At 54.1% G+C, this 12,611-nt stretch carries 7 protein-coding genes; 3 read left to right on the top strand and 4 right to left on the bottom strand.

The genetic code is table 11. From position 1 onward, the window contains the following. Positions 1 to 84: 84 nt before the first annotated feature. From MFFC18_RS09430 to MFFC18_RS09445, 4 genes are all read right to left on the bottom strand, one after another. Positions 85 to 1,179, bottom strand: a complete 1,095-nt coding sequence (locus tag MFFC18_RS09430; RefSeq protein WP_148618763.1) for a glycosyltransferase family 4 protein — start codon at positions 1,177 to 1,179, stop codon at positions 85 to 87. A gap of 178 nt (positions 1,180 to 1,357) precedes the next feature. Then, the gene (locus tag MFFC18_RS09435; protein WP_157665019.1) at positions 1,358 to 4,612 is read right to left on the bottom strand and encodes a right-handed parallel beta-helix repeat-containing protein; all 3,255 of its coding nucleotides are present in this window, start codon (positions 4,610 to 4,612) and stop codon (positions 1,358 to 1,360) included. A gap of 724 nt (positions 4,613 to 5,336) precedes the next feature. Beyond that, complete coding sequence (locus MFFC18_RS09440; RefSeq protein ID WP_075082255.1) at positions 5,337 to 6,503, bottom strand: nickel-dependent lactate racemase family protein; 1,167 nt, start codon at positions 6,501 to 6,503, stop codon at positions 5,337 to 5,339. A gap of 17 nt (positions 6,504 to 6,520) precedes the next feature. Beyond that, positions 6,521 to 7,684, bottom strand: a complete 1,164-nt coding sequence (locus tag MFFC18_RS09445; RefSeq protein ID WP_075082256.1) for a LamG-like jellyroll fold domain-containing protein — start codon at positions 7,682 to 7,684, stop codon at positions 6,521 to 6,523. A 154-nt stretch (positions 7,685 to 7,838) separates the two neighbouring features. Here MFFC18_RS09445 and MFFC18_RS09450 point away from each other — a divergent pair, with 154 nt between their 5' ends. The 3 genes from MFFC18_RS09450 (at position 7,839) to MFFC18_RS09460 (ending at position 12,606) form a co-directional block, all read left to right on the top strand. Further along, entirely contained in the window at positions 7,839 to 8,942 is a 1,104-nt protein-coding gene (locus tag MFFC18_RS09450; protein WP_075082367.1) for an HD domain-containing protein, read from the top strand. A 158-nt stretch (positions 8,943 to 9,100) separates the two neighbouring features. Next, positions 9,101 to 9,646 (top strand): sigma-70 family RNA polymerase sigma factor, encoded by a 546-nt coding sequence (locus MFFC18_RS09455; RefSeq protein ID WP_075082257.1) that lies wholly within the window; start codon positions 9,101 to 9,103, stop codon positions 9,644 to 9,646. Next, complete coding sequence (locus MFFC18_RS09460) at positions 9,646 to 12,606, top strand: PSD1 and planctomycete cytochrome C domain-containing protein (protein WP_238381160.1); 2,961 nt, start codon at positions 9,646 to 9,648, stop codon at positions 12,604 to 12,606. The genes MFFC18_RS09455 and MFFC18_RS09460 overlap by 1 nt, the downstream gene beginning before the upstream one ends. Positions 12,607 to 12,611 lie beyond the last annotated feature (5 nt).

Consider the following 12,611-nt stretch of genomic DNA (forward strand, 5'->3'; position numbering starts at 1 on the left):
GTGCAGGTTGTCATCCTTGAATGTTTCATTAAAGAGACTTAACGCGTCCGTTGCTAGAGCGATTTCTCACCAGCCAATTCTGCATCACGCTGCACAGCGAATCCTGCGTGAAACGACATGCTCGTAGATTTGCTCAACCCGCTCGCAAAGCCGCTCCGTATCGAACTCCTCGTACACGAATTCCTGCCCGGCCAGCCCCATGCTGCGTCTCGCAGGCTCGTTTTTTGCAAGTTCAATGATCGATTTCGCCAACGCACCCGGGTTTCGTGGCGGAACCAGCAAGCCGCAGCGCTGATGTTTGACGATCTCCGGAAGTCCGCCGGTCCTGGTGGCGACGACCGGCGTTCCGGCTGCCAGCGATTCGACGGCGACAAGCCCCAAAGGTTCCTCAATGGACGGAACTGCAAGCAGATCGAATGCTGTCATGAAATCCTGAATGTTTTCGCGCAGTCCGAGCCATTTCACCCGTCCTTGCAGGCCCTCTGAAAGCAGAATCGACCTCAGCTTTTGCGTGTAGGGTTCTTCGCGGCGGAACCGGCCCAGCAGCACCAGTTTGAAATTTGGAATTGCTTCGATGATTTGTCTCAGCGCCTGAAACAAATAGACCTGGCCCTTTCGTTTGATGATCTCGCCGACGCAACCACAGAGGAATTCGTCCGGATTAACCTTCAGTTGACGTTTGACGCGGTAAACGTCTCGCGGCGTTACGCCTTTGAATCGCTGCAAGTCCGTAAAGCAGAGCACTTTCTCGAGATTTGAACTGCCGACTCGATTCACGCGACGTTGATAGTCCATCGTTGCCTGGGAGTTGGCGATCACGAAATCGTTCATTCGCCAATGGATCTGGAACGAGCGATTGTGGGCGGTTGCGATCACCGGGACGCCTGATGTCATCTTCAGCAGAACTCCAAACGCGTGAGCACGGCTCATGTGAGTATGCAATACGTCGATTCCTTCGTGACGCATCCAGTTTGCGATGCGACCTACATCGGATGGCTTCCGGTTCATTTCGCAGTTGATGAAACGGACTCCCTTGACACCCGTTTGTTCCAACCAGCCGTTTCGACGACAGAGAATCGTCACGTCATGACCGCGAGCGGCGAGCATTTCCGAAAGGTACTTGCAATACGTCAGCGCACCATTGATCTCGCGACCAGAAATGACTTGCAGGATCTTCAACGATTGCTCCGTTGCAAAGTTAGACGAGGGGCGAGGATAGCAAATCGGAATTGCCGGGTCTGCGCCGCTTTCGGGCGTGTTTTGCACGTCTCTCGCACGATATTTTTAGAACGGCGCACAAAAAAACAGCCTCTTGCAAATCGCAGGAGGCTGTTGGTGTCCGTCTGATTACGTTTTATCAGTCGTGATCCAGAGGTGCGAATCCACCGCCTGGAGGCGTGTCAGCGTCGATGAATCCGGCAGCGGTGAAGAACAGTTCTTCGTCCGAAATCAGGCCTTCGCAAACTCCAACCGAATTCGTGACGACTCCTGGTCCAGTCAGGACCTCAGATCCGTTGGTCGCACCATCGAGTTCCACGCGGAACGGGTTGGTTGAGAACTGGTTGAAGGTTGCCAGCGATCGGAAGGAGTTCGATGACAAATCCAGACACATTGTTCCGTTAAGGAAGTTGTTGGCTGACAAGTCTTCGATGAAGGACGTTGATACATTCACAGCTGTTGCGTCAGCATCCTGTCCAATATCGTTGGCAAAGTTGTTGAAGTTGATCGAACCGTTGATCGTGCCGGAATCAATGGTGTTGAGGTTCAGTCCCAACTCGTAGTTGTTCACCAGATCGTTGGCATTCATGCGGAAGCTGATCTGGCTGTTGCCGCCAGCGAGAATGTCGATTCCGTCATGGAAGTCCAGTTGATCTTCGGCAACGGTCAGGAAATCAGTACCGTTGGTGGCCGGGTCATCCGGGAATTCGACTTCGTTGTCGACACCGGGGCCATTTCTCAGGATCTGGTTCGAGTTGATGTAGGCCAGAAGCTGAGCATCGCCTGCGGCTTCGATCGAGACAGCGTCAAAAGTGAAGTCGCGAATGAAGTTGTTGCTGAACTGGATACGCGTCAGGTTGTCCAGGCCGCCACCCGCGTCACCTGTAACCAGTGCGACGAATCCGAAGTCGCCGACGAAGTCAGCAAACGGGTCGCCGCCTTCTTGAGCGTCGTCTTCGCTTCCACCCTGTGCGATCGGACGAATGTTTCCGTTTGACTGGATGTCCGAGTTGAGTAGAGCAAAGTCAACGAATGACCCACCGTCTGAGATCAGCGAGACGCCGATGTCCGATCGAATCACAAGGTTGTCAAAGAAGATGTTGTTGACGTCGCCGTTGCCATCATTGTCAATGTCGACAGCGATACCACCAGCGGACTCGATTCGAGAGTCTTCCATGACCAGGTTGATTCTGGAAGTTCCCGTTCCGTCAACCGAAACTCCATCAGGTCCGAATGGCCCGATGACAGTTGTCGTGAATCCGACTTCGCCATCGTTGTTGATGGAGACGTTGCGGACGACCGCGTTAAGCTTCGAAACTGGCTGACCCAAAGGTCCATCTGCGAAGAACGCGATGCCGGCTCCGGTGCTTTGAGCGTTGTCGTTGAGCAACAGTGGGAACGCTTCGTTTTCAACAAGTACGTTAAGCGTACCGCTGTTCTTGGCTTCGAATCTCAAACCATCTGTGAGATGCTGTGAGAACTCGCCGTTGTCAACAATTGACATGTTCAGCTCGGTGCCGATGCCTGCTGCTGAACCATAAACCCCGCGTCCACCTCCAACGATTGAGATTCCGGTGACAAGCACATCTTGTGTTTTGCCAGGATCGTTGATTTCGACAACAAGGTTCGTCGACTGGTTGCCGCCAAGCGTCGTCGATCCGCCCGTGGTGTTTCCGATGAAGGTTGAATCACCGTCGATTGAGTTCGACCAGTTCAGGATATGAAGTCCGTTGACTCCGTTGCCTGAGATGGTTGAATTGACGATGTTCAAGTCGCCATCCCCGCCGTCGATGAAGACACCTGTGCCTCCATTGTCGAGTGCGGTGTGGGTGATAATGTCCAGATCAAGTCCGGCTCCGACATAGTCTTTGATGTATACGCCGTGTCGTCCGTTCGTGCTGGTCGTGTTGTTGAACAGTCGAAGCTGGCTGCCACGGTAGTTGTCAAAGTGAATTCCATCGAATCCGTTTCCATCGGCAACCACATTCTCAATTGTGAACACTGAGGAGTTGTCAGTCGTGTTGCGAACGTAGATACCGTCAACAACGTTATTGCTGAAGCTGGCTCGTTTAATGTCCCAGTCGCCACCGACCATGTCGAGCGAAAGACCGTGTTGTCCCGAGCTGAAGACGTTGACGTCTTCGATTGTACCGTTGCTAATATTGTCGCCGTGGATGCCGTTCAATGCTCCTGAGCCATCGATGTTGACACCGCGGACGGTTGTGTCGTTGGCCAGGGTGACAACATTCGTTCCGCCTGGGTTGGAGATGACTGGTCGTGCCCCTTCACCCGGGATGAGGAAGAACCGTCCATCCTGAATCGGGATGATGTTTGTTCCGCCGACACCCAAAAGTTGCTGTCGATCTTTCATGACCAAACCGGTGTTGAGTCCCTGACGGCTTCCGTCGCCGCGATCAACAAAGATGATGTCGCCTTCGATACTGGCCGCTTCAGCGGATGCGAGTGAAGCGTAAGGTGACTCGTAAGTACCGTCCTCGAAAGCAGGGTCAGCTGTATTGTTCACGTGTCGAACGTTGTAGGCTTGGCCTGTTGCAGGATCCATTGCCAGTTCGAAGCTCTGGTTGAATCGAACGATGTGGTCGCCGCGAACCGTTTCGTCGAGATCGTTGCCGATTCCGCGTCCCGTGCTACCAGCAGCTCCCGGTGCTCCGAATGCCCATGACAGTCCCAGCGATCCGGTTGTTTCGAATCGTTCGTCGTGGTTGACTTCGGCCATAATCATCATGCCGCTCTTGGCTTGAAATCCGAGTCGTGCACGACCGCCGCCGAAGAAGTCAACTGAGTCAGAACTGTATCCGTATCCACCAAAGTCAACGACTCCGTTTCCGAAAGCCAGATATTTGGGACGCATGCGAAGCGTGACATCGAAGCCGCGAAGGGCCGAGTCGATTCCCGGCGTAAGCAAAATGTTGCTGCCGAAGAAAACGTTGGTTCCGCTTGGGCCTGCCGTCGAATAGTCGGTGACTCCGACCGGGAAGTAACCGTTACCGATCAGATCCCATTTTTTTGTTTTGATCGCTGCGTTGATCGAAACCTGTGAGAAGTTGTGAGCATAGGGACCTTGCTTGTCACCGTCGTAGTCGTACCAGACTCCTCCGACCAAATCCGCACCTGCGGACTCAAGCGAGAAGACGCGTTCGACGCCGACGTTGGCGAAGAACCCTCCTTCTTCCAGTCCGTAGTGCACACGGGCTTCACCAAGCCAGCGGCCGTCCCAACGGTCTTCCATCAAGTGGCGTTTTCCGCCGACCGTTAAATAGGCTCCCTGGTAGCCAAGTCCCTGATCCGCATAGGTGGTCCGAAACCACATGCGGCCCGGTAGGCCTACGTTAATATCAGACGCAACCTGGCGAAAACTGCCTGGCTCGTACACCTGATTACCGAGGATCTGCGCTCTCAACGCATGAGCGTCTGCGAATAAGGTCGCTAAGAGTGCAATAGCAAGGCAGACTTGGCTCAAACTTCTCATCGTCGATGTCTCCCGGGACGTGTCCCGACACGATTTATGCTAATTGAAAGCGCATCCGGCCTTCAAAACTTGTACACGTGGAAGAATCCATCGACACGGATTCATTGATACCATTAGTATTTTCGTTGCCTTTCCTGCAATTGATACATCTTCACAGCGCAGACCCGTGTATCTGCTAGCTCGCAATGCACCACGAAAACGCGTTCTTTGCGGGAATGGGTTCCCCACCGATGATGATTTCGGGCGACCGCGACATCGCAATCGATCCAGTTTGCCGCGCGAAGATCCGGTCGTCGTGCTGCGAAGGCGGACTTCGGGGCAGGGGCAGAATGCGGAAGTTTAACGCCTGATTCGGTCGTGCGATCGACACTTTCGAAAACAGTGCTGGCAGGAGTTTTCCAACTGCGTCTAACGGTCCGTGTTTTCGATAGATCTAAAATCGAAACGCGGACGGGTCTTGAAACACAAGCCACCAGTGAAATTGCATGCGAATCGCTACATGCAAAACTTCACCAAACGTTCATTGAGCTGGAATTCCGTCAATCGTCACTGACGGTTGGCGGATTCTCAGCTGGATCATCCGGCCTGAGAGAAAAAAGGGCTTGGCCGACGACTCGATCAAAAATTCTTAAGCCCGCAAATGGCCGTCGCGGATAAGCAGCGGTTTCGAAAATGGGCGAATGATTCGCTGAGCGGACTCGGCGGATTCGATGTAGCCCAGACCAAGGCTTTCGACCACGTTCTGTGAAAGTCCGGACTTCAGGTAAACAGGGCGCTCGCAAAGAATGCTGGCAAAGTGCTGCAGTTTCTTTGACAGCGAATCGGGAACGCTACCCTCAAACTGAGCCGAACAAGCGGCTTTGACTTTCGCGTTTGGTTTCTCCGAAAGCTCGGTCCAGACGATGATCGGGCCATCAGCAACGGCTTGCGAAGCGGAATTGACGGCGCGAATGACGCTTGACCAGGCTGTCGAATCGGCGTCGGACTCAACCGTCGTGACGACCACATCACAGCCATCTGGCTGTTCCATCGCCCACAGCGGTTTGAGTCGCTCGGCGGCGATTTGGCGAGCGTGAGTTCTGGACCCACAGACGATGTCCTCGATCACATCGCCGGGGCTGCAAATCAGTTCGATAGAAAAGAACAGCCCCAAGGAGTCGTTCGCAAGTTCGGCTTCCGCAACCCGCTCGCTCAACGAATCGTCTTTCTTTCGGTAGCGAGACCGCGTTTCGTCGGTGCTGAACTCCGGGTACAGGCAGTCGGTTTGCTTGCGGCCAGGCGTGAGGCAGCTGAGCGGCAGAATCACGTCGCTGTCGCAGAGCGAGCGATTGACGTAGACCGGATTGCCCTGAACGTTGGCGGCCAAATAGGAAACTGCCTGCTCGTCATCGGTAACGTGGATTTCGAAACAAAGTGGCGTCGCTTTCGTGTCCGACATCCTGCGATACGTCGCCGGCATTCTGGTTTCGGGATCCGCCGGAGTGTTCTCGACCAGATTGAAAACTTTGGCCATGGATTGTGGAACGACGACCAAAATGTCAGCCGTTTCGATTCGCGAAAGTTCCAGCATGGAAAGCAGGCTGTCGAGAGTCTCGCCGGCCGCCGGCAATCCGGCTTGAACCAGAATCGTGACCCGGTCGCCCGGAAAGATCGATTCCGAGAGCGAGGGATAGTTGACCGGTTCTGCCAGTGCCTTCTTTAAAAGCGACTCAATTTTGTCGCGCTGTCCGGAGTTTTCGCCGTCGTCGGAAAACGCTGGCAAAAAATCGAACAGTTCCTGAGTGATGATGGACATCGTGACGTCTTTTGTGGTTATCTGAAAATGAATGGATACGTTTGGCGGATCGCCTGGTTCAGCTTGGCCACATCGGCGGCCGGAATCGGCTGATCAAACACCTTGTAGCGGTGGATTCGGCACTCGTAGAAACGCGAGTTGGGGCCCCGGGTTCGACCGAGGACGACATCCTCGTATTCCGCAAAGTGCGGTTGCTCGTGAATGTAGTTGAATCGATCGTACTCAATGCCGTCAACATACAGGATTGCGGCTCCGCCAGATTTCCACGTGACCACGATATGGTGCCACTGGTCAAAGTCCACCGGTTTCGAGACGTCTCTGATTTTGTCTGGCTTTTGAACACCAGCGACTCGCCAACGTAACCCGTCCCGATTCTTGCGAAGGGTCAGACGCTGATAGTTGCTGTCAAGAAAGATGCTCGTGTTTTGCGACGGAAGTTTGGCCACCATTTCCAGGCTGCCTTGCGATCTGGAAACAGGAGGAAGTTCGGCGGACTGATCCATTCCGTCAAAAAGCAGATGCGCGAACTTGACGCCCGATTCCTCGGTGACTTGCAACGTCGGTTGGCTGTCCACGAACTTGAGTTCCGTCGGGCCGGAGAAGGAAATTTTTCCATCATCGCAAACCAGCGAAACAATTGTCTTGGCGTTCAACGTAACTTCGATCGGCGTCGAAGGCGCGGGTGGCGTCGCCGATGAAGTTGTCGACGGATCCGACAGAGAGTTCTCCGGGCCCGTCGCGTCCCCTGCTTCTTTAGGCTCAGGCTCTGCCGCAACCACATCAGCAGGACTTGCCGAAGTTTGCGGATCGGATTGTGAGCCGGATTCGGCAGCCGCTGGCTCGGACGAAGGCTCTTTCGCCGATTCGGCGTCAACCAATCCTTCCGTCGTCGTTGTCAGATTCTCCGTCGGATAGTTCTTGGGCTGGTCGTCATTCAGCAGCGGGTCTTGCTCAGCCAACGACGATTCGACGTTTTCGTTGGGAGTTCTGTCAGATGGAACTTTCGCAACCGTCGCCGGCTTGCTGAAGTACAGGTATGCCAACGTGCCGGCGCAAGCGAGGAAGATTGCGAAAACTGCAGGCACCGACCACAGGGCCACTTTTTGAATTCCCTGCAGCGGTTGCGCCCCAGCTTGTCCTGTCTTTGCGAGGTTTCGATTGGATTTTCGTGCCTTGGCCATTCGCACATTCTATACCTGAACATTGCCAGATGAAGTCATGGCTTCGAAAAATGGCGGCGAACCTTTTGGTGCGGCTGGCGTCATCAGATACAATGCAAATGTAACAAATCCGATCATCCTGGTAACAAAGCACGCCCGACGAGGCTGCTGGTTGATGGCGAATTCGAAATTGCGGCGACAAATTGCCTGGCAAGCCGCACGGTTGATGTACGACCGTCAGGAATCTGAGTACTACCGCGCGAAAATGAAAGCAGCAAGAATCTGCTGCAAAGGCTGGGTCAAGCCAAAAGATCTGCCGTCCAACGCCGAGATCCGCGAGGAGATCCAACACATGGCGAGGATGCTCGAAGGCGAGACCAACGATCAGCGTCTGTTTGAAATGCGAATCGAAGCACTGCGCGTGATGCGGGTGCTGGCTCAATTTCGCACTCGGCTGATCGGCAGTGTCCTAACGGGACACATTCGTTCAGGCTCCGACATCGATTTGCATGTTTTCTGTGACAGCCTCGAGTCGGTGACCGGGATTCTTGATTCGCACGGTTTCAACTACGAGATCGAGCGAAAACGTGTCGTCAAAGACGGAGAGCGGCAGGTGTACGAGCACGTCCACATCAAGGATCGTTTCGAAGTCGAGTTGACCGTCTATCCAACCAGCAAGGCGAGCTTTGTGTTTAAAAGCTCCATCACGGGGAAACCGATTGAACGGGCCAGCGAGGCGCAGCTGATTCCTTTGATGCAAAACTTTTATCCGGATGTCGATATCGAAGCCGCGATTGAAGAGAGCGAAGAAAAAATCGATCCGTTCCAGCTGTTTTACGCCTTGTTGCTTCCGCTCGAAAACGTCAAACAGAATCCGCAGTACCATCCTGAGGGTGATGCGCTGTATCACAGTCTGCAAGTTTACGATTTGGCGTGCCATGCAAACCCGTGGGACGAAGAATTTTTGCTCGCGGCGTTGCTGCATGACGTCGGGAAAGGCATCGATCCCTACGACCATGTGGATGCTGGCGTCGATGCGATTTGTGACTTCGTATCCGATCGAACTTTGTGGTTGGTGAAGCATCACATGCTGGCCCACAAGATTTTTGACCAAACGATCGGCGCGCGGAAGCGAAAGCGTTTGCAGGAAAACGAAAACTACGAAGATCTTGTCCTACTGGGACGATGTGATCGAGAGGGCAGAAAACAGGGAATCGAAACGACTGAGCTGGAAGCAGCGTTAGAGTACATTCGCACGATTGGCCATCAGTGGGCGTAAAATATTTTGATGCTTTGCTTTGAATCAAGGCGATTTGCGAAACGAAAACGTGAGGCTTTGGAACATTTCTATCCTTTTTGGAAAATCCTGTCCAAAATGGAAGCTCTGCCGCTAATTGAATACTAAACGCCATCCTCTAGCCTGAGCCGAAGCTTCCTTTGTCTGATTCCCCACAGCAATCTACTGAAATTGATGGGGCGAAATTTTCGCAGCTGATCATTCAGTCGCAGCGCCAAATGCGAACGCTTGTTCTGGCGATGGTTCCGGGCTGTCGCGATGTCGACGACATTTTGCAGGAGTCCTGTGCGGCGATGTGGAAGAAAATCGATAGCTACGATTCACAGCGGCCGTTCGCGAACTGGTCGCTGGCGTTTGTACGGATGCAAACGATGGCGTGGCTGAAACGTCAGGGCCGCGACCGGTTGCGGATGAGCGGCGAAGCGATGGATTCGATCTATCAGTCAGTCGAAGAGTCGTACGAGCCGTCGCGGGATCATCGCAAAGTCAACGCGTTGGAAGACTGTTTGATGTTGTTGAACGAGTCTGAGAAAAGCCTGCTGACCAGTCGCTATGTGCACGGAGAATCGGTCGGCGAACTGGCGGAGAAAACGAGCGGTCGTACGTCGGCGGCGCTCTACAAACAGTTTGCCAGACTCCAAAGTCGGCTTTTGCGTTGCATTGAAGGAAAGTTGGGGGAACTGTGATGTCGGATATTCAGGACCGCGTTGCGTTGCTTGGACAGCGTGCCGGAGACGGCTGCGAAGAGGCGTTGCGCGAACTCGATCAGTTAATCTGCAGTGATCCGCGAGCAAAGAAAGCATGGCTGGAACTTGCGTGGCTGTCGGCACAGTTGCCTTTGACTGCAACGCTGTGCGGACATGTTGTCGCGAAGCAGAACCAAAGCCCGCGATCTTCTACGACGAGTCTGACTCGATGGCTTGCAATTGCCGCGACATTGTTGATGGCGACCGGAATCGCCTACGTGGTGTTCTTTTCCAGTCGCAACTCAGAAAGCGAATTGGCTCAGGGGCAATCGCCCGGACCTGACCTTGTCGAGAAAGCTAACGACGTTTTCGACGCGAACACGTTAGAGGAGTCCGCCGAAACGGAAGTGATTCTCGCGTCGCCAGCCCAGCCCGAGTTCAACAATCTGGCTCATCCTGCCAATCGCGGCGGGCTCAAAGGCGGCGTGGTCGTTAATGATGATCCGTTGCCGGAGGTGATCTCTTTCAACTTCCACGTGCGGCCGATCCTTTCGGAAAACTGTTACTACTGCCATGGCCCGGATCCGAATCATCGTGAAGCCGACCTTCGACTGGATACCAGTGAAGGTGCCGAGTCAGTCGTCGAAGTCGGACATCCGCAAGACAGCGAACTGATCTCCCGAATTCTCGACGAAGATCCGGGCTCTCAAATGCCGCCGCCAGAAAGTGGTCGCGTGATCTCGGAACGGCAAAAGCGAATTCTTGCGGCGTGGATCGAGCAGGGAGCCAAATACGAATCGCATTGGGCGTTCACAAAAGTCCAGCGGCCTGAGTTGCCGTCGGTGAAAGACGATCGTTGGCCTCGCAATGAAATTGATCAATTTGTATTGGCAAAACTCGAATCAAAAGACATCGATCCATCCAAACGCGCTGAACCGGAAGTTCTCGTGCGGCGAATGTATCTGGACTTGATCGGGCTGCCTCCGACGCCGGAGCAATCTCAGGAGTTTTGCGAATCTTTCCAAAACGACAGCGACGCGGCGATCGACAGCCTCGCGGACAAGCTGCTGGCTAGCGAGCACTACGGAGAGCGGATGGCATTGCCGTGGCTCGACGCGGCCCGCTATTCGGACTCAAACGGCTTCCAGCAGGATGGCGATCGGGCTCAGTGGCCGTGGCGAGACTGGGTCGTGGATGCTTATAACGACAACATGCCCTTCGATCAGTTTACGATCGAACAGTTGGCGGGCGATCTGCTGCCGGAACCCACCAGGAAACAACTCATTGCAACGGCGTTCAATCGCAATCATATGCTCAACGGCGAAGGCGGTGCGATTGTCGAAGAGCAGCGGAATAATTACGTTTTCGATCGCGTGGACACCACGGCGACGACCTGGCTGGGGCTGACGATGGCCTGTGCTCAATGCCACGACCACAAATACGATCCGATTACCCACGAAGATTACTATCAGTTCTTCGCTTATTTTAACAACGTCGACGAAAACGGCGGCGTGAATGTCCGCAATGGAAGACTGCAAGTTGGCACTCCTTTTATCGACAATCCGACTGAGGAGCAGACTCGACAGCTGGAAACGATCGAAGCAGAGATTGCTCCCGTGAATCAATCTCTGTCGGACGCAGACGCCGAAATTACGAAAGCTTTGCGGGCTTGGGAAGACAAGAATCGGGATGATCCGCCGTCGATGAATCGTAACGTTTTCAATGCACTGAAGAAGACGCCTGAAGAACGCAACCGCGGCGAAGAAAAACTGCTCAAGGATTGGTACTTGCTGAACGCCGCCAAAGATCAGTGGAAGCAGTTGAAGCAAAAACAGAATGCGTTGTACAGCAAAAAGTCCGGTGTCAAATCCACGGTCGTGACCGTGATGATCATGCGAGACCGCAAGAAGCCTCGCAAGACGACGATTTTTGATCGAGGCGCCTACGATGCTCCCACGGAAGAAGTTGCGGCAAACGTGCCGCACTTTTTGCCTCCGCTTCCAGAGGGGGCCGACGCCAATCGTTTATCGTTGGCCAAATGGCTGGTCGATCGAGACAATCCTTTGACCAGTCGCGTCGCAGTGAATCGATACTGGCAAACGTTTTTCGGTATCGGCATCGTGAAGACGTCGGAAGACTTCGGCGTTCAGAGCGAGCTGCCGAGTCATCCGGATTTGCTGGACTGGTTGGCGGTTGAGTTCATGGAAAGTGGCTGGGACGTCAAGCATATGCATCGCTTGATTGTCACGTCGGAAACTTATTTGCAAAGTTCCCGTTTCCGTGCCGATCTGCACGACGTCGACCCGGAAAATCGCTTGCTGGCTCGCAGTCCGCGGTTTCGTCTGCCTACGACTTTGATTCGCGATGCAGCTTTGTCGACATCCGGGCTGTTGCACAAGCAGATTGGTGGCCCGCCAGTTTATCCGTGGCAGCCAGACGGTTTGTGGCGGGAGTTCAGTCTGGAAAAATTTGCCTACAAACCATCAACTGGTGACAGTCTTCATCGCCGAAGCCTGTACACGTTTTGGCGTCGCACGGTGGCTCCGCCGAACATGTTCGATTCGGCAAATCGTCAGGCTTGTACGGTCAAGCTTTCCCGAACCAACACGCCGCTGCAGGCTTTGGTATTGCTCAACGATCCAGTTTTTGTGGAAGCCTTCTGCGGCTTGGCCAGCATGGTGCTGAGCCAATCGCCCGGAAGCGATGAGCAGATTGTCAGGCTTGCCTTTGAGCATGCGACGGGGCGGAAGCCCAACCAGGCGGAGCTTGGCTCGTTGCTGTCGGCGTTGGAAGACAGCCGGGAGTTTTATGCGGAACATGTTGATGACGCGGCGGCCTATGTTTCGATCGGCGAAGCTGTTGCAGTCCCAGAAGACGATCAGGCGAAAGTTACGCTCGCTTCGTTGGCAAGCGTGGTTCAAATCATCATGAACACTGATGAGTTCATGACTCGGGAGTAAGGTAA

The organism is Mariniblastus fucicola (assembly GCF_008087665.1).
In the GTDB taxonomy this organism is placed as follows: domain Bacteria; phylum Planctomycetota; class Planctomycetia; order Pirellulales; family Pirellulaceae; genus Mariniblastus; species Mariniblastus fucicola.

Bases quoted from the DNA above. Each gene is read 5' to 3' on its own strand.
- MFFC18_RS09440 (WP_075082255.1), bottom strand. From the start codon at position 6,503: ATGTCCATCATCACTCAGGAACTGTTCGATTTTTTGCCAGCGTTTTCC.
- MFFC18_RS09445 (WP_075082256.1), bottom strand. From the start codon at position 7,684: ATGGCCAAGGCACGAAAATCCAATCGAAACCTCGCAAAGACAGGACAA.
- MFFC18_RS09450 (WP_075082367.1), top strand. From the start codon at position 7,839: ATGGCGAATTCGAAATTGCGGCGACAAATTGCCTGGCAAGCCGCACGG.
- MFFC18_RS09460 (WP_238381160.1), top strand. From the start codon at position 9,646: ATGTCGGATATTCAGGACCGCGTTGCGTTGCTTGGACAGCGTGCCGGA.